Annotated in this window: 10 protein-coding genes and 1 pseudogene; 10 read left to right on the forward strand and 1 reads right to left on the reverse strand. The window is 56.3% G+C overall.

The features are described from left to right. Positions 1-556 precede the first annotated feature (556 nt). The 8 genes from ACA044_RS07400 (at position 557) to ACA044_RS07435 (ending at position 18,564) form a co-directional block, all read left to right on the forward strand. Positions 557-2,263, forward strand: a complete 1,707-nt coding sequence (locus ACA044_RS07400) for a ShlB/FhaC/HecB family hemolysin secretion/activation protein (RefSeq protein ID WP_497445782.1) — start codon at positions 557-559, stop codon at positions 2,261-2,263. A gap of 24 nt (positions 2,264-2,287) precedes the next feature. Further along, a complete protein-coding gene (locus ACA044_RS07405; protein WP_497445783.1) occupies positions 2,288-12,382 on the forward strand; it encodes a two-partner secretion domain-containing protein in 10,095 nt (3,364 codons plus the stop codon). 8 nt (positions 12,383-12,390) lie between these two features. Continuing rightward, entirely contained in the window at positions 12,391-12,771 is a 381-nt protein-coding gene (locus ACA044_RS07410) for a barstar family protein (RefSeq protein ID WP_497445784.1), read from the forward strand. Positions 12,772-12,999: 228 nt separating this feature from the next. Then, positions 13,000-13,560, forward strand: coding sequence for a hypothetical protein (locus tag ACA044_RS07415; protein ID WP_497445785.1), 561 nt, complete (start codon positions 13,000-13,002; stop codon positions 13,558-13,560). Positions 13,561-14,160: 600 nt separating this feature from the next. Continuing rightward, the gene (locus tag ACA044_RS07420; protein WP_497447180.1) at positions 14,161-17,532 is read left to right on the forward strand and encodes a DUF637 domain-containing protein; all 3,372 of its coding nucleotides are present in this window, start codon (positions 14,161-14,163) and stop codon (positions 17,530-17,532) included. Beyond that, a complete protein-coding gene (locus ACA044_RS07425) occupies positions 17,529-17,735 on the forward strand; it encodes a hypothetical protein (protein ID WP_497445786.1) in 207 nt (68 codons plus the stop codon). Before ACA044_RS07420 ends, ACA044_RS07425 begins: the two co-directional genes overlap by 4 nt. Positions 17,736-17,909: 174 nt before the next feature. Beyond that, positions 17,910-18,119: a hypothetical protein gene (locus tag ACA044_RS07430; RefSeq protein ID WP_497445787.1), complete on the forward strand. Its 210-nt coding sequence runs from the start codon at positions 17,910-17,912 to the stop codon at positions 18,117-18,119. Beyond that, on the forward strand, positions 18,103-18,564 hold the full coding sequence (locus ACA044_RS07435; protein WP_497445788.1) for a hypothetical protein: 462 nt from the start codon (positions 18,103-18,105) through the stop codon (positions 18,562-18,564). Before ACA044_RS07430 ends, ACA044_RS07435 begins: the two co-directional genes overlap by 17 nt. Positions 18,565-18,625: 61 nt before the next feature. Here the strand turns inward: ACA044_RS07435 and ACA044_RS07440 are convergent, their stop codons facing one another. Further along, on the reverse strand, positions 18,626-18,898 hold the full coding sequence (locus tag ACA044_RS07440; RefSeq protein WP_497445789.1) for a hypothetical protein: 273 nt from the start codon (positions 18,896-18,898) through the stop codon (positions 18,626-18,628). Positions 18,899-19,232: 334 nt separating this feature from the next. Here ACA044_RS07440 and ACA044_RS07445 point away from each other — a divergent pair. Next, positions 19,233-24,125, forward strand: a pseudogene (locus ACA044_RS07445) (hemagglutinin repeat-containing protein); the annotation flags it as partial. Continuing rightward, positions 24,122-24,430 carry an immunity protein CdiI family protein gene (locus ACA044_RS07450; protein ID WP_497445790.1) on the forward strand — a complete coding sequence of 103 codons (309 nt, stop codon included), beginning with the start codon at positions 24,122-24,124 and terminating at the stop codon, positions 24,428-24,430. The pseudogene ACA044_RS07445 and the gene ACA044_RS07450, both read left to right, overlap by 4 nt. Positions 24,431-24,767 lie beyond the last annotated feature (337 nt).

Consider the following 24,767-nt stretch of genomic DNA (forward strand, 5'->3'; position numbering starts at 1 on the left):
ACCGACTGCTGAATAAAGCGCGGTAGCGATCCAATAAAGCCCGGACAGCGTCCGTAATGCTGTTCACTTAAGCGCAATCCATGTGGGAGCGGGCTTGCTCGCGAAGACGGTAGCACCGTCAACATTGATGTCGCCTGACACACCGCTTTCGCGAGCAAGCCCGCTCCCACAGGTTCCGCTCCTCAACTGACCAGCATTACGGACAGCGTTCGGGTTTTTTATTACGTAAAAAAGATCGCAGCCTTCGGAGCTCCTACGGTAATTGCGCAAATCTTGAATAATGCGCAATCCCTGAGCTGCCGAAGGCTGCGATCTTTTGATCGCCGTTTAGCTCTAGGCTTTTTTCTCTGCTGTGGCAGCGCCTTCGCCTTGGCGTTATGAGCATTTTTCTACATCACATCAGGAAATGTCCTGCGCTCTCATCGGAAGCGCCCGATTTAGCCATTACAAGTCGTCCCTTAACCTTCTCGAACGGATCCATTTGTTGACGCCAAAATAGTGGCCATCTAATATCGCGCCACTATTGTGCTACTACTCTCCATTCGAGGGATCGAACATGTACCCACCCGCCCTCGTGGCGAGGTTGTGCCTGGCTTTGCTGTGCCTTTCTCCGCTAAATCTTGCTCACGCCGCCCCCACCCCCGGTGAAACCGATCTGATCCGCGAACGTCAGGATCGCTTGCTCGAAGAGCAGCGTCGGCGTCTTGAAGAGCTTAAGGAATTACCCGGCAAGGAAGCCAAACCCACGCCACCGACGGCCCCGGCCGATGCCCGTTGTTTTCCCATCAAGGACATCGAGCTCAAAGGCGCCGACAGTCTCTCGGACAGCGAGAAAAATCGCCTGCTCAAGCCTTATATCGGCCAGTGCCTGGGTGTCACGCAGCTCAACGAGCTGCTGAAAGTCATCACCGATCACTACATCGAAAAAGGCCTGGTCACCAGCCGTGCCTACTTGCCGCAGCAGGATTTGTCTGGCGGGCATCTGACGGTGCTGGTGGTCGAGGGCAGGCTGGAAGGGTTGAAAGGCGCGGAGGGCAGCAAGCTGTCGGACCGCGAACTGGGTATGGCGTTTCCCGGCAAGAGCGGTGATCTGGTCAATCTGCGGGATATCGAGCAGATGGTGGATCAGTTGAACCGCTTGCCGTCGAATCAGGCGCAGATGGATTTGTCCCCGGGCAAGAACGTCGGTGGCAGTGAAGTGCTGGTCAAGAACACGCCGCAGAAGCCGTGGCGTGCCGGGTTGTCCCGCAGTAATGACGGCCAGCGCAGCACCGGCGAGCAGCAGTGGGGCACGACGTTCGATTGGGACAGCCCGCTGGGCCTGGCCGATCAGTTGATGCTGCGCGGCGGTCACGATGCGATGACCGATCACCAGCACACCTCCAACAACGCCATGCTCTATTACAACCTGCCGTGGGGCTGGTGGAACTTCAGTTACACCTACAGCCAGAGCGAGTACCGCTCGCAAGCGCAGGCCAACGGTTTCAATTTCAAGCAGACCGGCGACAGCGAAAACCATCAGTTGCGTGCCGAGCGGGTGATCCATCGCGATGCCCTGAGCAAGACGTCCCTCAGCACCGGTCTCTCGTATCTGCGCACCAACAACTTCATTGAAGACAGCAAACTCAAGCTGAGCAGCAACCGCCTCAGCGAAGCGCAGTTCGGCATCAACCACGGTCGGCGGATCGGCACTGCGTTCGTCAACCTTGACCTGGGCATGCAGGAAGGCATCGGCATTCTGGACGCCCAGAGTAACGGTGATCCAGGTCCCGGTGAGCCGGATGCGCGTTACCGCAAATACACCGCCACCGCGAGTTATTTGCAGCCGTTCAAGCTGTGGGGCGAGTCCTTTAGTTTCAGCAGCCTGATGGCCGGCCAGCGCAGCGAAGATGTGTTGTTCAGCCCGCAGCGCACCAGCCTTGGCGGGCAGTCGTCGATCCGTGGTTACAAGGATCAATCCTTGTCCGGTGACAGCGGCGGTTACTGGCGCAACGACCTGCGCTGGAGCCATCCGATCACCCTGGAATGGTTGCGCCCGGTGTTCGCCGAATACGGCACCAGCCTCGGTTACGACCAGGGCGTGATCCGTGGCGACCGCTACAACGGCGATCAGCACGGGCGCATGTCCAGCAGTTCCGTGGAGCTGTTCGCCCGTGGTCAGCATGTGGCGGCCAGCGTCACCTTTGCCCATTCGCTGGAACGCCCTGACGCGCTGACCGAGCGCGAAGCGCCGATCTATTTTCGAGTGGACTTCTTCCTCTAATTACACCTCTTCGAGAACACAGACATGGACGTTCGCCACTACGCCTTCCTCGCCGGCCAGCCTTCTGCTGCCGTCAAAAACCGCGAGCACTTCTGGGGCATGCCCAAGCGCGGGTTGGCGTTCCTGTTGGCCAACGTCATGTTCTGGCAGCCGATGTGGGTCCAGGCCGACGGAATTGTGGTGGCCTCGCCGGGCACCAGCCTCGGGCAGGCCGGCAATGGCGTGCCGATCGTCAACATCGCCACGCCCAACGGCACGGGCCTGTCGCATAACCAGTTCCACGACTACAACGTCGGCACCCAAGGCGTGATTCTCAACAACGTCGCCAACCAGACCGGCGCGACGCAACTGGGCGGGATCATCGTTGGCAACCCGAACCTGACCAACCGGGTCGCCGCACAAACCATCCTCAACGAAGTGGTCGGTGGCAGCCCCAGCCAGTTGCGCGGTTACACCGAAGTGGCGGGGCAGTCGGCGCGGGTCATTGTGGCCAACCCCTACGGCATCAGCTGCAATGGCTGCGGTTTCATCAACACCCCACGCGTGACGCTGACCACCGGCAAACCGGTGCTGGACAACGGGCGTCTGGATCGCTTCCAGGTCGATCAGGGCAGCGTTGCCATCGACGGTGCAGGGCTCAATGCCAACAACATCGACCGCTTCGAAATCATCACCCGCAGCGCGAAGATCAACGCCGAGATTCAGGCGAACAACCTGACCATCGTCGCCGGTCGCAACGACGTCAACGCCGACAGCCTCAACGCCACCGCCCGCGCCGATGACGGCAGCGGCAAACCGGGGCTGGCTATCGATTCCTCGGCGTTGGGCGGCATGTACGCCGGGGCGATCAAACTGGTGGGCACGGAAGCCGGGGTCGGGGTGAAACTCGACGGCAACCTGGCGGCCAGTGGCGGTGATATTCAGCTCGATGCCAACGGACATCTCAGCCTCGCGCAGGCGTCGGCCACGGGCTCGGTCAACGTCAAAGCGGCGAGCCTCGACGCTCGCGGCCCGGTCTACGCCGGCACTTCGCTGAACGTGCAAACCCAAGGCAGCCTGACCAACCAGCAAACCCTCGCCGCCCGGGACAGCATCACCCTGAGCGCCGGCGGTGTACTGAGCAACAACGGCATCATCGAAGCCGGGGTTAACGCCGACACCAGCCGCAACGCCAACGGCGATGTGAGCCTGAGCGCGCAGAACCTCACCAACACCGGCAAGAGTGTGGTCGCCAGTCGCAACCTGACGGTCAATACCAGCCAGACCCTGAGCAACCAGAACGGCACGCTGAGCGCCGGGCAAACCGCCAACATCACCGCCGGGACCCTGGATAACCAGAACAACGGCCGGGTCTTGAGCAGCGGTGCGCTGAACGTGACGGCCAATCAGGTGCTCAACGGGAACGGTCTGATCACCAGTACCGGCCATCTCAGCGCAACCCTTGGCCACCTGAACAATCGCAATGGCGAACTCTCGAGCCTGGCGACCGCGACGTTGCGCATGGCCACGCTGGATAACGTGGCGGGACTGGTGAACGCCGGTCAGGCTTTGAGCATCACCGCCACGGGTTTGGTGAACAACCAGGGCGGCAAACTGACCAGCCTCGACAGCCTGAGCGTCAACGCCGGCAAGGTCGATAACAGCAACAAGGGCCGGATCGCCAGCAACAAGGCCCTGACGGCCACCGTCAGTGGCCTCGACCAACACGATGGCGGGCAACTCACCAGTGGCACGTTGCTGACCCTGGATCTGAATCACGGCGAGCTGAACAACCAGAACGGTTTGATCAACGCCCCAGTGCTGGTGCTGAAAAACCTCGCGCAGGTGGACAACCGCAACGGCGAAATTTCCAGTGCCCAGGCTTTCACGCTGGCGGCCGACAGCCTCGACAACAGCAACGGCAAACTGCTCGGTAATCAAGCGGTGATCCTGCGCGTGCAGCAGGCGCTGACCAACATCAAAGGCCTGATCGCGGCGGCAAGCGTCGATGTACAGGCCGGTAGCCTGAACAACAACGGCGGCACCCTCACCAGTCGTGCCGGCCTCGAACTTCGGGTTAACGGCCAACTCGACAATCAGGACCAAGGGCTGATCAACGCCACCGACAACCTGACCATCAACACCGCGAGTTTGAACAACCAGAATGGCGGCTCGTTGCTTGGCAGCGCCATTGCCATCGACTTCAGCGGCGCCATGGGTGACCTGAACAACGCCAACGGCCTGATCACTACCACCGGGCAACTGAGCCTGCGCAACCTGCGGGACTTGAACAACCAGAGTGGTGAAATCTCCAGCAGCCAAAGCTACACGCTGACGGGCCGCCACCTGGACAACAGCGATGGCACACTCTTCAGCCGTCAGCAACTGGACCTTACTGCCGATGCCACCACTAACCTCGATGGTCTGATTTCCGGCTGGCAAAGCCTGAGCCTTTTGGGCGGCAGCCTCGACAACCGTAATCTAGGCACCTTGTCGAGCCGCGACGGTGACGTGCTGGTGGACCTCACCGGCGCCGTGCGCAACAGCAACGCCGGCGCTCTGGTCAGTAACGGCACGTTGAAGGTCACGGCGGCCAGCCTCGACAACAGCGACAACGGCATTCTTTCCAGTGCCGGCGCGCAAACCTTCGTCATCGCCGGAACACTGAATAACGCCCAAGGTGGTTTGATCGACAGCGGCGCCGCTTTGGATATCCAGGCCAAAGCGCTCGACAACACCAACGCAACGATCAACGCGCAACAGGACATCAGCTTCACCGGCACCGACCTGAACAACAGCGCCGGTACCTTGGCCGGCAATGGCGCGATCACCCTCGATCTGCTCGGCACCTTGACCAATACCAGCGGCAAACTGGCGAGCAAAGGCCCGTTGGTCATTCAGCGCGCGGTGCAGATCAACAACCAGGGCGGCCAACTGACCAGCCAGGGTTTGCTGAGCCTGTTGACCGGCGGATTCGATAACCGTAATAGCGGCATTGTCGCGGCCAACGATCTACTGACGCTCACGGCCAGTGGCGTGGTGCAGAACAGCGCGAACGGTCAGGTCTTCAGCAGCAACGCTGGCCTGACGCTCAATGCCGCCAGCCTCGACAACGCCAAGGGCTCCCTGCAAAGCGAGGGCGACCTGACGGTAAAAACCAGCGGCGCCATCGATAACCAGAGCGGGCGCATCGTCGCCAAGGCCGGCAACCTCGACATCACCGCCGCCAGCCTCGACAGCCGCGGTGGTGTGCTCTCCAGCCTGCAAGGCGCCTTCAGCAGCCGCATCACGGGTGTATTGCGCAACGGCTATGACCTGAACAACAACCGTCAGGTCGGGATCATTCAAGCCCAGAGCCTGGACCTCAAGGCACTGGCCGGCATCGACAACTACGGCGGGCGGATAACCGCGCAAACCGGTGACGCCATCGTCGATACCGGCACCAACGGCAACTTCGACAACCGCAATGGCGGCCTCTACGCCAAGGGGTTGGTCAGCGTCACGGCTAAAGACTTCGACAACAGTGGCGACAACGACGGGCAGATCGGCGGGCAGCAGATCGACCTGAGTCTGCGTGGCGCATTGAACAACCGCCTGGGCATCATCGAAAGCAAAAGCACCCTGACCATCTCCGCCGCCAGCCTCGACAACCAGACCGGTCAACTTCGCGCACTAGGCGACAATGGCAAAACCGCGTTCACCCTCGGCGGCCTGTTCGACAACCGCAATGGCACCGTGGAATCCGCCAACAGCAACCTGGCCCTCGCTGCCGGTAGCTTGCTGAACGCCGGCGGCAACGTGCTGCACGTCGGCACCGGTATCTTCGATATTGCCACCGGACAACTGGGCAGCGCTGGCGGCACCTTCGTCACCCGTGGTGGCCTGACCCTCACCGCCGCCAGCTGGACCAACAGCAGCCTGATCCAGGCCGATCGCCTGACCGTCAACATCAACAGCCTCAACCAGACGGCCAGCGGTCAACTGCTGGCCGTCAGCACACTGACCGGTAACGGCGGTAACTGGAATAACGAAGGCCTGATCGCCAGCGACGACAGCCTAAACCTGACTCTCACTGGCAACTACACCGGCAACGGTCGTACCAGCAGCCTCGGCGACCTGACCCTCAAAGCCAATCAACTCACCTTGAACGCGGCGACTAGCATCGCCGGTGGCGGCAACACCACCATTTCCGTGGGTGGGCAGTTAAGCAACGCAGGTCGCCTGACGTCGGCTGCCGACCTGACCCTGACGGCCGGTAGCGTAAACAACACCGGCACCGTGGGCGCCGGCGAGAACCTGACGTTGACCACAGACGTGTTACGCAACGACCGCGGATTGATCTTCAGTGGCGCAGACATGCAGCTCCTGAGCCCCAGCTTCACCAACTACTACGGGCAGGTCTACAGCCTGGGCAGCACGCTCATCGCCAGGGACAAAAACAAGACCAAGGCTGATCTGCTGGACAACAGGTCTGGAGGGATTGAGAGCACCGGCGACCTGACGATCGCCGCCACGACGGTTAACAACGTCATGGATGTGTTGCAGTACACCGAGCATGAAAAAAGTGTCGCGACCATCACTGAGTTGCCGTGCGAACAGATCGCCGGTGGATGTGACCGCCGTGGCGGTGATCGCAGAAACGGTCTTTGGGAAATTGCAGAAACCGATCGCTTGAAGATCACGCTTCATTCTGAAGCCGCCTCGATCAACAGCGGCGCGGACCTGACGATTAACGCCGGCGAAGTGAACAACACCAGCAGCAGCATGACCGCCGCCGGGGATTTAAAGATCACGGCATCGACGATCAACAACAAAGGTGTGCAAGAGCAGGACATCGAAACCACCCGACGATTCGTGAGCTGGGTCAACGAAACCGCCTCGGCCATTGGCATGGCCGACCTCTTCACCCAACGAAACAACCCGACACCTTCGGCCACCGTCGAACAGGACATGAGTAACTTTCTGGCCTGGATGGGCGAAACACTGCCGACCAGCAACCGCGTCATCAGCGGCGAGTCTCTGGATGCAATCATCCAGGCGGGTGGAAACGTCACCCTCGATGCCACCCAGAACATCAACAACAGCGTGGTCCGCCCGTTCTACGCCTATGTGGCGGCGGGTCGCACCACAACCGACACCGGCGCGGGCAGTGGCTACTCGACGCCGATCCAGATCAACCAGCAACTCGCCCCCGATCTGGCCCAGCAACAAGTCAACCCGCTCACGCTTCCCGGCTTCAGCCTGCCCACCAGCCAGAACGGCCTGTTCCGTCTGAGCCAGGAAGGCAGCACCAGCCCAACCGGCACCGGCCCGCAAAGCTGGACCCTCACCGGCGCCAGCGTCACCTCGTCTACCAGTACGCCGGTCACTATCAACCGCGTGCAAGGCCTGCCGAACAGCGCCGGCAAATCCCAACCGCACAAATACCTGATCGAAACCAACCCGGCACTCACCAACCTCAAGCAATTCATGAGCTCGGACTACCTGCTGTCTGGCCTCGGCTACGACCCCGACCAGAGCGCCAAGCGCCTGGGCGACGGCCTCTACGAGCAGAAACTGGTCCAGCAAGCCGTGGTCGCCCGCACCGGCCAACGCTTCATCGACGGCCAGACCTCGGACGAAGCCCTCTACAAGTACCTGATGAACAACGCCATCGCCAGCAAGGAGCAACTCAACCTGAGCCTCGGCGTGACCCTCACTTCACAACAAGTCGCGGCCCTGACCCACGACATCGTCTGGCTCGAAGAGCACGAAGTGAACGGCGAAAAAGTGTTGGTGCCGGTGCTGTACCTGGCCAACGCCAACAATCGCCTCGCGGCCAACGGCGCCCTGATCCAGGGCAGCGACGTCACCCTCATCGCCGGCAAAGACCTGAACAACGCCGGCACCCTGCGCGCCAGCCAGAACCTTGATGCAACGGCCAAGAATGATCTGGTCAGCAGTGGGTTGCTGGAAGCCGGCAATCGCCTCGACTTGCAGGCAGGCAACAACATAGTCAACAAGGCCGGCGGCATCATCGCCGGTCGTGACGTCACGCTCACCGCCACCCGTGGCGACGTGATCAACGAACGCACCGTCACCACTCATGAAAGTGGTACGGGCTATACCAACGAGCGCACGGACTTCGTCAACAGCGCCGCCCGCATCGAAGCCGCCAACGCGCTGACCCTCAACGCCGGGCGCGACGTCAACAACACCGGTGGCGTGCTGAAAAGCGGAGCCGACACCACGATCAGCGCCGGTCGTGACGTCAATATCGCCTCCGCCGAACAGATCGTCAGTCATGAGGTGGGCACACATCGTGATCAAACCATCACTCAATATGGTTCAAGCGTTGATGTAGGGCAGGACCTGAAGGTCAATGCCGGTCGCGACATCACCGCTATCGCCAGCCAAATCGACGCCAAACGCGACATAAACATGAGCGCCATCGGCGACCTGACATTGGCCTCTGCTGCGGATGAACAGCACTCCTTTAGTCAAAACAAAAAATTCACCAGTCAGGAAGACCATGTCAGGCAGGTGTCTACGACTGTTGATGCAGGGGGCAGCATTACCCTCAGCGCGGGTAAGGACTTGGGGCTGATCGCCAGCCGGGTGAGTGCCGGGGACGAGGCGTATCTGGTTGCCGGTGGTGATCTGTCTTTGGGGGCGGCTCAAGACGAAGACTACAGTTTCTACAGCAAGACCAAGAAAAGTTCGTCGGGTAAAAAGAGCCTCCTTCAGGAGACTTCCAGTACGACGAACATTGGCAGTGCGGTCACTTCTCAGGGCAAGAGCGTCCTGGTGGCTGGTAAAGACTTGCTGATCGAAGGCAGCAACGTGGTTTCCGAGACCAGCAGCGTCGGTCTGGGTGCTGGCAATGATGTGAAAATTGTGGCCGTCACCGATTCATCAAGTGCTCGCCATGAGAGCAGCTCCAGCAAAAGCAGCTGGGGTGGTTTGAAATCGAGCAAAGTCCAAGACAACGTTTCGGAGACTCAAACCACTGCAGTGGGTAGCCTGATCTCGGGTAACACCGTTGCGGTGAGCGCCAAGCGCGATGTCGACATCACAGGCTCGGCCGTGGTCAGCACTGAGGATCTGACAGTGCGCGCGGGGCGTGACTTGACAATCAACGCTGCCGAAAACACCTTCACCCGCACCGAAGTGCATAAGGAGAAGAACCGCGATCTTACTGGTGTACTGACGGCCAACAATCTTGGTGTCGATGACATCACTGGCAACCAGCACCTGTCGGTTGGTGGCCAAAAACACAATGGCACGATGTCGCAAACCACGCTGACCGGTAGCACCATTGGCTCAAGCGCGGGCAATGTCAGCCTCGTCGCGGGAGGTGATCTGGATGTTATCGCCAGCGATCTGTTCAGCATCAAAAACATGACCCTAATGGGGTCGAATGTCACCATTGCGGCAGGCATGGAAAGCTCGAACCAAAGCACTACAGACAAAAGCAACAACTTGGGTGTGGGACGAGTTCTCGGTGGTGCGATCATCGACACCGTCAACACCATTCGCACAGCCGTCAAGACGGCCAATGACGCTGAAGATCCACGACTCAAAGCCGTGAAGTTGGCACAAGCCGCATTGGCGGCCTACAACCTGAGCGGTATGGGGTCCCAAGCCGACGACGCGACCACGGCTTATAAAGACAAGCAGGGCGGCTCTGCCAGTAACGGCTCGTTGATAAAAATCGGCACCGAGCTTGCCAATACCCACAACAAAAGCACGAGTGAATACAACAGTCAGACAGCCAAGCAAAGCACGGTCAACGCGGGGACCGGCCTCACCATCATTGCAAATGGTAGCGCGGTAGGCTCTCAGGGTGACATTCACGTCATTGGCAGTAGCCTGAGTACGGGCGGCATCGCTGTATTGGATGCCAAACACAACGTTGTTCTGGAGAGCGCCCAAAACACTGCTGAATGGGCCAATAACAACTCCAGCAACAAAACTGCCATCGGTGCCAGTTTCAACATTGGCCAACAAAACGGCTTTACCCTGGATCTCGGTGCTTCGGGCGCGAAAGGTACCGGGACCGGCAGCTCGATCACCCAAGTTAACACCACGCTGAATGCGGGAACGCTGGTGCTACGGAGCGGTGGCGATACCACATTGGCGGGGGCTCAGGTTAACGCTGACAGCATCAATGCGGAGATTGAAGGGAATCTCAACATCATTTCCCGCCAGGATGTCGAAATCCAGGAAAACAAACAGAACAGCGGCGGATTCGGTGCGAGCATTTGTATCCCGCCTTTCTGTTATGGCACGCCGGTGGCTGCTTCGGGAAGCCTGGCCTTCGGCAACATGGACAGTGAGTATCGAGCGGTCACGGAGCAGACTGGCCTGTTTGCCGGGGCGGGCGGTTACAACCTGGATGTTGGCAAAAATACGACCTTGCAAGGCGGCGTGATCGCCAGCGACGCCTCCGCTGATAAGAACTTGCTGAGCACTGATCGTCTGATCGTCAGCGACATAAAAAATGTCAGTGAGATCAGCGCGCAATCGGGAGGCGTGAGTGTTTCCAGTAGCTATGGCGGCGGGGCAGCAAGCGCTTCCGTAGGTGGGTTGTACGGTGTCGCACTAACAGACTCGGATCAAAGCAAAACCCGCAGCGCGGTCAGTGAAGGCACGATCATCGTGCGTAACCCTGAAGGCGCCAACGATCTTGTGGGGTTGAACCGGGACACAGCGAACGCCAATCAGCAACTCGACAAGCCCGACACAGAGGCAATGAAAGAGCGCGTCGAGCTTGTAAAAAGCGCCATCGAACTGACCAAGGGCATCAGTGACGCAATCGCTGCAGCGAAAATGAAAGAGGCCGAGGACCCGAACAGCGAGACCTCGAAGGTTGCAATCCAAAAACTGAAAGATCAAGGGTTTGTCAATCCAACGGCCGAACAGATCAGCCGACAAATCCAGCGCGACTACGGCATGGGCAGCAGTTTCCAAAAGGCCGCTCAGGCCGTGACTTCGATCGTGCAAGGCGTGCTCAGTGGCAACATCGCCGGCGCTTTTGCCGGGGCCGCTGCGCCATACGTTGCTCAGGCCATCAGAGATGCAACTGAGGGAGATAAAACGGCCAATCTGATGGCTCACGCCGTGTTGGGGGCGCTGGTTGCCAAAGCTAATGGTGGCTCAGCCCTTGCGGGTGCGGTGGGTGCTGTTGCTGCGGAAGAGATTGCTCGGATCATCAAGGAAGAACTCTACGGTGACATGAGTAACGACAGGCTGACCGCCGAGCAGAAACAGACCATTTCTAGTTTGGCTACGCTGGTTGCTGGCATTGGCGGTGCGTTCACGGGGACTGATTCGCTGGATGCCGTTACGGCGGCTCTTGTTGGGAAAAATGCGGTAGAAAATAACGGGCTTAGTGCCCAAGACGTGAGTAATTGGGCTAGAGAGCTGATAGCCGCAAATAAGAAAGGCGAATCTACAGAGGGGATCTGGGAAAAGTACAAGGGGCTGAGCGCGCAAAAGCGTGCAGAAATGCTCGCGGACTGTGCCGGTACCGGTGGGGCATGTACGATTTACTACCAGGCTGATTTGGAGGGTGGGGTAAGCGCGGCTGACGGGGTCAGTGCATTGACTTGGTTCTTTAACTTGTCAAATGAAGATGCCAATCGGATTCGTCAGTATGTCACTGATGAAAACCAGAATGACATGGCCCTGTTGTACAACGCATTGCCTACTTGGGAAAAGGTCGCGCTGGTAGCAAAGGATGCCGCTGACACGTTAGCTACTGGTGGTCTGACAGGGCGAAGCAAAACCTCTGTTTTTGCGGTCATTGGAAGAACTTCCGGTAAAAAAATCCCTAATATAAAGGTAGAGACACGCTTTATTGACGGTGTGACAGTCGTTGAGCAGAAAACCGGAAAAACATTTACGGGGACTGTCGATATAGGCTCGACATTGGACCGAATAAAGACAGGAGGCGTGTATCCACATCGAAATGATGGCACCGAATTCAGGAATAAAGCTGGAGATCTGCCAATGAAAGCATCAGGCTACTATACGGAATACGTGGTTCCTACCCCTGGGTTTCAGGGGCCGGGTCCTCAGCGAGTAGTCGTAGGAAATGGCGGGGAAGTTTACTATACGGCTGATCATTACAAAACGTTCATCCCTGTTACGAAGTGAGGTTGGATATGTTGCCGTTTAAATTTTTAGATGAACTTCCTGGTTGTGGGGTTGCTGATACTTTTTGTGTGCGTATTGATCCGGGTATTGGTTTGTCTGATGAGTTATTAAAGGCGCTTTATTATCAGCTTTGGTTTCCTGGCTATTTTGGCTTTAATTGGGATGCTTTGTATGATTGTCTGCGAGATCTTGAGTGGATAAAAAATTACAAAGTTGTATTGATTCATGAAGTCTTGCCTGCTATTCCGGAGCGGGACTTGCGCATATATTTGGAGATACTTCGGGATTCGGTACTTGACTGGGTGGGAGATACCAGGCATGAACTTGAGGTTGTTTTTAGAGTTTCAGATAAGATGCTGATAGAATCTGTATTGAATGTCCCGTCCTAATAAGATTTACACCTTCTGATCTATTTTTAGGAGGGCGTAATGGACGCAGGAAGAAATAATAAGGGACGAATTTATTTTCGTTTGGTGTCGTGTGTAGTGACCGGAAAATAAATATATTAATTTTTTTCTGCTGAAAGGTCTGCCTACGGTGAGTTCAGTATTTATGATGCGCCGTTTTGAAAAGTATTTTCTCATCAGCCAAATATACATTTATAAGGGTTTTCCTACGTGAAGAGAACCACACTGCTAACACTGACCCTGATTCTGGCATTACCAGGTTGCCACTCCAACGTCAGAGACTCTTCACCCAGCCTGCTGAAGGACGGTGTCCAGCTGCGTCAGAACACGGTGACAGTCGATGCGCAACACTCCAAAGTCATCATGAAAGCCTCGGGTAACACTTATCCGGTAGAGTTCTCGATCCGCCGCGCAGCGGATCCTGACCAGCGTATGGAGGTGCTGGGAACTGTGGTGGATTCAGGCCAGGGCAAGGTATTTGGCTGGATCGCCAAACTCAATGAAGCGGCCAATAGCGCCACGCTTAAACGCTTCCCACAGTTGGAAGTACAGGCCGATGCAGATCTACCGTTTCAGGTATCGGGTTATTCGAATGGTGGAGGCGTTGGGAGTACCTATCGCTGCGGTCCGCTCAAAACCACTTTCACACCGGAAAGAAGCAAGGTCTATTTGGTGGAATTCCAGTTTGTTGGTGGCCAGTGTGAGCAGCATGTTTACGATGTTACCCAGCCTCAGCAACGTATTCCCGTGACGAGCATACCGTCAGTGTAAAGTGGCAAATTTAATTATTTGGTTTGGCTGAGGTAAACAAATACAAAACACGTTTTTTCTTGAGAGTGGGGGTAGTGCTCCTTCGGTTTCTTTCTGGCCTGGATGGGCGAAACCCTGCCCACCAGCAGCCGCGTCATCAGCGGCGAATCTCTGGATGCCATCATCCAGGCAGGTGGAAACGTCACCCTCGATGCCACCCAGAACATCAACAACAGCGTGGTCCGCCCGTTCTATGCCTATGTGGCGGCGGGTCGCACCACAACCGACACCGGCGCGGGCAGTGGCTACTCGACGCGGATCCAGATCAACCAGCAACTCGCCCCCGATCTGGCCCAGCAACAAGTCAACCCGCTGACGCTCCCCGGCTTCAGCCTGCCCACCAGCCAGAACGGCCTGTTCCGTCTGAGCCAGGAAGGCAGCACCAACCCGACCGGCACCGGCCCGCAAAGCTGGACCCTCACCGGCGCCACCGTCACCTCGTCCACCAGTACGCCGGTCACGATCAACCGCGTGCAAGGCCTGCCGAGCAACGCCGGCAAATCCCAACCGCACAAATACCTGATCGAAACCAACCCGGCACTCACCGACCTCAAGCAATTCATGAGTTCGGACTACCTGCTGTCCGGCCTCGGCTACGATCCCGACCAGAGCGCCAAGCGCCTGGGCGACGGCCTCTACGAGCAGAAACTGGTCCAGCAAGCCGTGGTCGCCCGCACCGGCCAACGCTTCATCGACGGCCAGACCTCGGACGAAGCGCTCTACAAGTACCTGATGAACAACGCCATCGCCAGCAAGGACCAGCTCAACCTGAGCCTCGGCGTGACCCTCACTTCACAACAAGTCGCGGCCCTGACCCACGACATCGTCTGGCTCGAAGAGCACGAAGTGAACGGCGAAAAAGTCCTGGTGCCGGTGCTGTACCTGGCCAACGCCAACAATCGCCTCGCAGCCAACGGCGCGCTGATCCAGGGCAGCGACGTCACCCTCATCGCCGGCAAAGACCTGAACAACGCCGGCACCCTGCGCGCCAGCCAGAACCTTGATGCAACGGCCAAGAATGATCTGGTCAGCAGTGGGTTGCTGGAGGCAGGGGACCAGTTGAAGGTGCTCGCCACTAATAACCTGACCAACAAGGCAGGGGGCATCATTGCCGGGCGGGACGTGACGCTCACGACCACGAACGGTGACGTGATCAACGAACGCACGGTGACCTCCCACGACAGCAGCGTTGGCGACTACAGCCACGCACGAGACTTCGTGGACAACGCCGCCCGCATCGAAGCCGCCAACAACCTGGTGATCAACGCCGGGCGCGACGTGCTCAACACCGGAGGTGTGTTGAAAAGCGGCGGCGACATGGAGATCGATGCCAAGCGCGACGTCATTATCACCTCGGTGGAGGAGCGCCACTCCGAAAGCCGTACCAACTTCCTCGACTCAACCCTCACCCAGCACGGCGCCGAGGTCAGTTCCGGTGCCGGCCTGACGATCGATGCCGGCCGCGATATGGCGGCGGTCGCCAGCAAGATCGACGCCAAGGGCGACGTGACCATCGAGGCCAAGCGCGATGTGTTCTTCGGTGCCGCTGCCGACGAAGAGCATTCCTATTTCAAGGACAAAAAGGAAACCCGTCAGGAAGACCACATCAGTCAGATCGGCACTTCACTGGAGGCCGGCGGCAAACTCACGCTCAAGTCTGGCAATGACATGACCCTGATCGCCAGCGACATCAGCGCCGGCAAAGAAGCCTACCTGCACGCCGACGGCGATCTGCAACTGCTGGCCGCGCAAGACAGTGATTACTCGCTGTATGACATGAAGAAAAAGGGCGGCTTTGGCGCCGAGAAAACCCAGCGCGATGAGGTGACGCAGATCACCCACATTGGTACGCAGATCAAGTCCGGTGGCGACCTGACGTTGTCCAGCGGTGGGGATCAGCGGTATCAGGTGGCGAATCTAGACAGTGGCAAGGACATCATCCTCGACAGTGGTGGGGCGATCATTTTTGAAGGGGTGAAGGACTTTCATGATGAGAGTCATACCAAAAGCGATGGTGATGCTTTCTGGACCTCATCAAAGGGCAAGGGCAATACCGACGAGACACTGCGCCAGACCCAGATGATTGCCAAAGGCAACATCGTGATCAAGGCTGTGGATGGCCTGAAAATCGACATCAAACAGGTCGATCAGCAAACCGTCAGTCAATCCATTGATGCGATGGTCCAGGCCGATCCGCAATTGGCCTGGCTGAAGCAAGCCGAAGCACGGGGCGATGTCGATTGGCAGTTGGTCAAGGAAATCCACGAGTCGTTCAAGTATGAGACTTCGGGGCTTGGTCCGGCTTCTCAGCTCATCATTGCGATTGTCATGGCGGCCTTTGTCGGCCCAGCAGCGCTGAGTGCTTTTGCCAGTATGGGGACCATCGGAGCCGCAGGCCTTTCCGCAGTGGCTACGGGTGCGGCGACGAATGCGACGACCAGCTTTATCAACAATGGAGGAAATCTTGGAGCGGTGTTCCAGGACGTGACCTCCTCGGATGCGCTCAAAGGGTATGTGATTTCGGGTGTGACGGCTGGTTTAACGGCTGGTGTCCTTGACGGCATTGTGAAAACAACGACCAACCCGATTACAGGCAAGGTAACCGTTGACCTCAGCAGCCTGGAAGGGATTGGTCGGTTTGCCGGTAATCAGGTATTGCAAGGCGGAACGTCCGCATTGCTGGGCAAGGCGTTGGGGGAAGACGTCAACGTTAGTGATGTGTTGAAAACTGCCTTGTTCAACACATTGGCGGCAGCCAGCTTCAACGCCGTGGGTGATTACACCAAAGGAATAGCCGACGGCTCCCCGACTAAAGTCGCCATTCACGCGATGGTGGGCGGGCTTCTTTCAGAGGTTACAGGCGGTGATTTTGCAACCGGAGCCTTGGCGGCGGGAGCGAATGAAGCGCTCATCGTAGACCTGAATAAGCTGGTTGGTGGCAACCCTGACTTGCTCTCGATGGCGTCGCAGATCGTTGGGGTGCTAGCGGCGTCGACGCAAGGGGATGTTGATGCGGACACTTTGCAAACTGGGGCGTGGGTGGCCAACAACGCGACTCAGTACAACTACCTGAATCATCCAGATCTTGAGCGGGCAGCCAACGAGTTGGTGGGTTGCGGGAATGACTCGGAATGCATAAACAAGGCCTATGCTTCGTATCGCGAGTTGAGCCAGAAACAGGAAATAGAGGCGCTGGTCCAGTGTGGGGAGAATCCAGCAAACTGTGCCAGCATCTCGAATCTTGTGGCCAAGGCGGAAGCGGATACTGAGCGTTTCCGGGATCTGATCGGTGGAGCATCCCCCGAAGCTAGTCGGATTTACAACCTGCTGATTGCGGAAAACAATGGCTTCCAGAATCTACTGGCGGGCGCTACCACTGAGCATTCGGCAAGTGCAGTTGCGGATATCCTTGTTGAAAAATGGGGGATGAGCCCCGAGCATGCTGCCGATGTTGTTGCTGGTGCAATGACGATTGCAACTGGATTGGCCGGTGGTCGGGCGGTGCGCACCGGCAATGAGTCGACCAAGGGTGTTGCTTCGGCCACACCGGAGGACTCTAATACCTCTGGTAATGGAGGTGCAAAAGGCAGCTCAGGGGCTGAGAGTGCTATCAATCAGGGCAGGCTCAACTCTCAGCTCTTAGCTGAAGAGGTAGCTAGTGGGCATGCCTTCCAGAAGCATGTGGTCGAGCGGCAAGAGTTCGCTGATCTTGGTATCAGTACAAAAAGCCAGTTTCAGAGTTTTGTTGAGAAAATTGTTTCTAATCCAGCCATTGAGCGTCGCCAGTCCGTTGATGGAACGATGTACTATCTCGATAGCTCAACGAAGACTATTGTTATTAGAGGGCAGAGAGGCGAGGCCACTGCATTCAGACCTGACCAAGGTGGTGTCGGTTGGGATAACTACATAAAATCTCAGGTTCCAAAGAAATGAGTGAGCAAATTAAAGAAATCAGCTTGATTGACTTGAAAGTTACACCTCGGGAATTGAGGTATTTTGTATCATGCGGATTAGCTCTGATTCAAAACGTTCCAGAGAGCTCGCTGCCGACGTATTGCGGTTTAAGCAAGGATGAAATCATTGATGTCTCTATGCGGCTGCGGGAAGTAGCGGATAAATTGGGCGTGGATATGTAGCTTGAGAGGAAGGTAGTCGCGTTAGTCACTTACCTTTGGTGCAAAAACTAATGTGGATGCGCCCAAAGGTGGATTTGGGCCTACTTATCGGCCAGCAGACAGCGACCAATTTGAAAAAAATCTGACTCGTATTACGGTGCGGATAAAACTGGTAGCAGGGTCGGAAACGGCGGATTGACTGACGCTGTGCGTTATGAAAAAGCTACAGGCGACATGTTATCTCCTGCTGGGCATGAGCAAAAAGCCATTGAGGTCAGTAATAGACTAAGTGATCTAGTTCGCAATGCCTACAATCAGCCACCCGGCAAATACCCTTACAGTCAACGGGATATTGATTTTGCTAAACAGCTAATAAAGGATATCGACAATGCTCTTGGCCGATGAGTGTTTCAGAAGGTTTGTTCTGTGGTTGGTTTCTTTGCCTTTATTTTCCACTGAAGCTCTGGAGGCTGCATTGCACGAGTTAGGCGGGGTGGACGGCATTGTTGAGAGCTCGTACTACATATCAGCGTACGAGTCTTTAGGGTGCGCTTTAGTGCAGGAAAATTCATCCGAATGCATACTGGAATTTCTTCGAGGTTCCGAGTTGGAATTGAGTGAAAATCCTGAGCGTCTGTACTATTTTGTTGAATCGATAGTCGACCATTCTCTTGTTCGTGGTGATGATCTCGAAAGTTTAATAAGTGCGGCACCTGATAACTACAAAGTATTTTTGCGTAGGCGGTTTTTGCCGAGAAAAAATTGGTTAATTGGTGCAAAAACAACTGCAAATGTGAGAGCGGCTAGTTTTGCTGATTGTCCCGTCCTGAATAAGGTTTACACCTTCTGATCTATTTTCAGGACTAGACACACTATGTAAATCGGGCGACCCACAGGTCGCCCGTTTTCATTCACCCTGCAGCCTGCGCCCGCAACCGTCTACCAATCACATCCATCAAATCACAACCATCACGCAACGGTATGGCCAGCAGTTTGGAAAAGTCAGAAAGCACCACCGTGTCGCAACCAATCTCGGCACGAAAGGCGATGTTTTCCAGCACCTGAGTGACAGTGCGAATGCGGTAATCCGCCATGGCGTGCAGGACGTCGAGTGGTGCTTGGGTATCAATAAGCAGAGAAGCCGGGACCAGGTCGATTCCGGTGAGGGGCATGTATCTATCCATAGTTGAAGCCTCGTTTAGTTTGCTGAGACTGCCAGCAGATCGTCGCCAAACGAAATGGGGTGGCAGCTGTACGCAGGTTGGCGAACCGGAAACGAGTAACCGGCAGACCCGAAGGTCTCCCGCGCACAACTGCCATAAAAAGCAGTTTTGCGGATGCGTAGGCGCCTGCAAATAAGCAGACAGCTCTCGCACTCGTTAGTCAGGTCGCCAAACCCGGTCGCCATGTGGACGACGGGCGGACTATAAGCTTCATCGTTCCAGCGGTGCAAGGTGCCTGATTCCGAGGTTGGCGTAGGACTTTTACGATCAACCGCGTACAAGGCCTATCGATAAATCCCAACCGCACAAATACCTGATCGAAACCAACCCGGCACTCACCGACCTCAAGCAATTCATGAGTTCGGACTACCTGCTGTCCGGCCTCGGCTACGACCCCGACCAGAGCGCCAAGCGCCTGGGCGACGGTCTCTACGAGCAGAAACTGGTCCAGCAAGCCGTGGTCGCCCGCACCGGCCAACGCTTCATCGACGGCCAAACCTCGGACGAAGCGCTCTACAAGTACCTGATGAACAACGCCATCGCCAGCAAGGACCAGCTCAACCTGAGCCTCGGCGTGACCCTCACTTCACAACAAGTCGCGGCCCTGACCCACGACATCGTCTGGCTCGAAGAGCACGAAGTGAACGGCGAAAAAGTCCTGGTGCCGGTGCTGTACCTGGCCAACGCCAACAATCGCCTCGCAGCCAACGGCGCGCTGATCCAGGGCAGCGACGTCACCCTCATCGCCGGCAAAGACCTGAACAACGCCGGCACCCTGCGCGCCAGCCAGAACCTTGATGCAACGGCCAAGAATGATCTGGTCAGCAGTGGGTTGCTGGAGGCAGGGGACCAGTTGAAGGTGCTCGCCACCAATAATCTGACCAACAAGGCGGGGGGTATCATTGCCGGGCGGGATGTGACGCTGACCGCGACCCGGGGCGACGTGATCAACGAACGCACCGTCACCACCCACGAAAGTGGTACGGGTTACACCAAGGAGCGCACGGACTTCGTCAACAGCGCCGCCCGCATCGAAGCCGCCAACGCACTGACCCTCAACGCTGGCCGCGACGTCAACAACACCGGTGGCGTGCTGAAAAGCGGTGCCGACACCACGATCAGCGCCGGTCGTGACGTCAACATCGCTTCCGCCGAACAGATCGTCGGTCATGAGGTGGGTACACACCATGATCAAACCATCACCCAATATGGTTCAGACGTTGATGTGGGGCGGGATCTGAAGGTCAATGCCGGTCGGGATCTCACCGTTATCGCCAGTCAGATCGACGCCAAACGTGACGTCAGCATGAGCGCTGTTGGTGACCTGACATTGGCCTCGGCGGCGGATGAACAGCACTCCTTTAGTCAAAACAAAAAGTTCACCAGTCAGGAAGACCATGTCAGGCAGGTGTCTACCACTGTTAATGCGGGGGGCAGCATTACCCTCAACGCGGACAAGGATCTGAACCTGATTGCCAGCCGAGTGAGCGCCGGGGATGAGGCGTATCTGGTTGCCGGCGGTGATCTATTGGTAGGAGCAGCACAAGACGAGGACTACAGCTTCTACAGCAAGACCAAGAAAAGCTCGTCAGGCAAAAAGAGCCAGCTTCAGGAGTTTTCCAGCACGACCAATGTCGGGAGTTCGGTGACTGCCCAGGGTAAAACCGTACTGTCCGCCGGCAACGATTTGCTGATCGAAGGGAGCAATGTGATCTCTGAGAAAGGTGGTATCGGTCTGGCTGCTGGCAACGATGTGAAGATTGTTGCCGTCACCGATTCAACCAGCGCACGCAATGAAAGCAGCTCAAGCAAAAGCCGCTGGGGTGGTTTGAAATCGAGCAAAGTCCAAGACAACGTTTCGGAGACTCAAACCACTGCGGTGGGTAGCCTGATATCGGGTAACACCATCGCAGTGAGCGCGAAACGAGACGTGGCAATTACCGGATCTGCCTTGGTCAGTACTGACGATTTGGCGGTTCGCGCAGGCCGTGACCTGAACATCACCGCCGCTGAAAACACCTACACCCGCACCGAATCGCATAAGGAAAAGAACCGTGATCTGACCGGTGTACTCACGGCCAACAACCTTGGCGTCGATGACATCACCGGAAACCAGCACCTGTCCATCAGTGGTCAGCGCCACAACGGCACGATGTCGCAAACGACCCTGACCGGCAGCACCATTGGCTCCAGCAACGGCAATGTAAGCCTCGTGGCCGGGGGGGATCTGAGTGTTATCGCCAGCGATTTGATCAGTACCAAAAACATGAGCTTGCGCGGTACTAACGTCACTATTGCGGCGGGCATGGAAAGCTCAAGCCAAAGCACCGCCGACCAATCCAACAGTCTGGCGGTAGGACGTGTTGTCGGCGGGGCGATCATTGACACCGTTAACACCATTCGTACGGCGGTCAAAGCCGCAAACGATGCGGACGATCCTCGTCTTAAAGCGGTGAAGTTTGCCCAGGCTGCATTGGCTGCTTACAACCTCAATGGCATGGCGGGTGATGCGGAGGCGAACAGCACCGGTTTCAAAGATAAGACTGGTGGTACGTCCAGCAATGGGTCGCTGATTAAAATTGGTACCGTGCTTGCCAATAATCACAACAAAAGCACCAGTGAATACAACAGTCAAACGGCGAGACAGAGCTCCGTCAATGCTGGCGGCACGCTTTCGATCATCGCCACGGGGAACGCGGAGGGTGAGTCCGGCGACATACATGTCATCGGGAGTACTTTAAGAGCCGCTGACACTGCCTTGATCGCAAAAAACGACATCATTCTGGAAAGTGCGCAGAACACTGCTGAATGGGCCAATAACAACTCCAGCAACAAAACTGCCATCGGTGCCAGTTTCAACATTGGTCAACAAAACGGCTTTACCCTGGATCTCGGTGCGTCGGGCGCGAAAGGCACCGGTACCGGCAGCTCCATCACCCAGGTCAATAGCACACTGAACACAGGTTCGCTCCTGTTGCGTAGCGGAGGCGACACCACCCTTGCGGGCGCTCAAGTCCATGCCGACAGCATCAATGCATTGATCGACGGCAACCTGAACATCATTTCCCGTCAGGACGTAGAGATCCAGGGGAACAAGCAAGGTAGCGGTGGTTTCGGCGCGAGCATTTGCATTCCTCCGTTTTGCTATGGCGTACCGGTGTCCGGCTCGGCAAATCTTGCCGCTGGCAATATGAACAGCGAGTACAGGGCTGTAACTGACCAAACCGGGCTGTTTGCCGGTTCGGGCGGGTACACCATTGATGTTGGCAAGAACACCACTCTGACCGGTGGGGTTATTGCCAGTGACGCGACGCCGGATAAAAACCTGCTGATCACCGACCGACTCATTGTCAGCGACATCAAGAACGTCAGTGAAATCGAGGCTCAGTCCGCAGGCATTTCGGCCAGTTTCAGCAGTGCAGGTGGCGGGAGTGGTTCTGCCGGTGGTTTGTATGGCATCGCACTTAATGACTCAGACCAAAGCAAAACCCGTAGCGCCGTCAGTGAAGGCACCATCATCGTACGCAACCCCGAAGGTGCGAACGATCTGGTTGGCCTGAATCGCGACACCGCCAATGCCAATGAACAGCTCGACAAGCCAGACCAGCACGCAATGGACGAACGCATCGAGCTTGTAAAAAGCGCGATGCAGTTAGCACAGGGCATTGGTGATGCAATCGCTGCTGCAAAAATCGACGAAGCCAAGGATCTGAATAGCGACGTATCCAACGCTGCAAGGCAGAAGCTTAACGACAAGGGCATTGCCGCCCCGACTCCTGAACAAATTGCGCAGCAAGTTCAGCAAGATTACGGCATCGGCAGCAGCTTCCAAAAAGCCTCGAAGGCGGTTAGCGCCATCGTGCAAGGAGTGTTGAGCGGCAACATTCTCGGTGCCTTGGCCGGTGCATCTGCGCCTTACCTGGCTCAAGCTGTGAAGCAAATGACGGAGGGTGATGACGCGGCCAACTTGATGGCGCATGCCTTGTTGGGGGCGGTGCTTGCGAAAGCGCAAGGTGGTTCGGCATTAGCCGGTGCAGCGGGCGCGAGCATTGGTGAGCTGATTGCCAAACAGCTTTATCCGGACAAGACCAGCGAGCAGTTGACTGAGTCGGAAAAGCAAACGGTTTCGGCACTGTCGACGCTGGCTGGTGGGTTGGCTGGGGCTATGGTTACCGGGAGTTCCGCAGGAGCGGCGTCAGGTGCCTGGACTGCGAAGAATGCGGTAGAAAACAACCATCTGAGCGTGATTGAAAAAGTCTCGCTTAGGATGAAGCAGAAAGAGTACGACGAGTCGTGCAACGGCTCTACATCAAGCTATTGTCAGGGGCTGTCCAGCGACATTGCTGATCTTATCGCCAAGGGCTTCAGCGTGCTCAAGGACGAAAGAATCGTAGAGGATAGTGATTTCACGCGTGCTTTTGTTTTCAGTACCAGCCCTGGAGATATCGTTTCCTGCGCTACGTCAGCGAATGGATATTGCGTCGCCACTGATAAGTCGATCACAACGGATCAGGGCGAGGAGTGGATCCTGCAACCAGCTTCTTATGAGCAATCGATCAGAGGGAAAGCACAAAACACACTGAACAACGCAACTATGCAAGCTCAGCTTCAGGGACTATCCAATGAGCTTTTCATCTCAGGTTGCGGCGGGATGGGCATTGTAGGAATAGGTTGCCAAGGTTACATGGCCGCCGGAGGAACGAACCCCATTACTGGCGATACTCCGACGAGTACTGAACGGGTAATGTGGGGTGTTCAGGCTCTGATGAATGGATGGGGCTTGTTTGGAGCCATATATGGTGGCGCTGCGAGTGCTGCTTCAAATGCATCACTTTTTAAAGAAATGGCGGCCAATGGTGTTAAATTCACTCCAGAGAATGTCATTCAAGTTACAAAGATAGCCGACGGGCGTATTATTTTTTTGGAGAAGGGAACCTCGGCATCTGGTTTGCAACACATACTGGAGCGGCATGCTCTTGATTTTGTTGGCAAGGGAATTGCGCTTGCCGATATACCCTCAGTGGTGATGCAAGCAGTGAGTAAAGGTAAAATTGTTGGGACAAATGGCTCTGCACCGGTCTATGAAATACTTTACGGTGGCAAGCCAAAATATATTTCCGTAGGAGTGGGTTCCAATGGATATATTGTTCGATCCAATCCAGTGTCTGAGTGGAAGCCGCTACAATGAAAAAAATTAGATTCGGAGTGTCATACTGTGCTCCTCCATTTTTTTGTGGAGATATGGATAAGATGGGGTACGTTGGTATCGAAGATATGAATATCCCGGAGGAGTTGATTTCAGATATACGCATCTGGGATTCTGAGTATCAGAAGACGTTTTCGGAGGAGTATCCACCGGACTCTGGATTTAAAACCGAACAAGAAGTGATTCAGCACAATCTGCGTGGGGCGGTACTTTTCGAGAGATTAAAGGAATCTCTAGGCTTCGATATGGATGTTGAATTCTTGCCGTTGATACGAGGGGTGACGTGACTTGGTTGAATGGGTAGCGGGATAGGAGAAAAGGGGACAGGAGAAAAGGCAGGAGAAAAGGGGACGGATTTATTTGTTTGGTTTATGTGATGATCAAAAAATAAATCTGTCCAATTTTTTGATGGGGCTGGGTTGCTTTAATGTTCAATAGAAAAGCGGTGTTCATCTGCCCTGTATGCATGTATCCCGATCTTGATGAGGCGCCCTATGATAGTTTCGGATGTGCTTCATACAATATTTGCCCGTGTTGCGGTACGGAGTTTGGTTATGATGATTCCTCCGTTACGCATCTTGCTTTACGTCAGAAATGGAGGGAGAGCGGTATGAGGTGGTGGAG

It is taken from the genome of Pseudomonas sp. LBUM1673, from assembly GCF_059695645.1.

Bases quoted from the DNA above. Each gene is read 5' to 3' on its own strand.
- ACA044_RS07400 (WP_497445782.1), top strand. From the start codon at position 557: ATGTACCCACCCGCCCTCGTGGCGAGGTTGTGCCTGGCTTTGCTGTGC.
- ACA044_RS07405 (WP_497445783.1), top strand. From the start codon at position 2,288: ATGGACGTTCGCCACTACGCCTTCCTCGCCGGCCAGCCTTCTGCTGCC.
- ACA044_RS07410 (WP_497445784.1), top strand. From the start codon at position 12,391: ATGTTGCCGTTTAAATTTTTAGATGAACTTCCTGGTTGTGGGGTTGCT.
- ACA044_RS07420 (WP_497447180.1), top strand. From the start codon at position 14,161: ATGAGTTCGGACTACCTGCTGTCCGGCCTCGGCTACGATCCCGACCAG.
- ACA044_RS07425 (WP_497445786.1), top strand. From the start codon at position 17,529: ATGAGTGAGCAAATTAAAGAAATCAGCTTGATTGACTTGAAAGTTACA.
- ACA044_RS07435 (WP_497445788.1), top strand. From the start codon at position 18,103: ATGCTCTTGGCCGATGAGTGTTTCAGAAGGTTTGTTCTGTGGTTGGTT.
- ACA044_RS07440 (WP_497445789.1), bottom strand. From the start codon at position 18,898: ATGGATAGATACATGCCCCTCACCGGAATCGACCTGGTCCCGGCTTCT.
- ACA044_RS07450 (WP_497445790.1), top strand. From the start codon at position 24,122: ATGAAAAAAATTAGATTCGGAGTGTCATACTGTGCTCCTCCATTTTTT.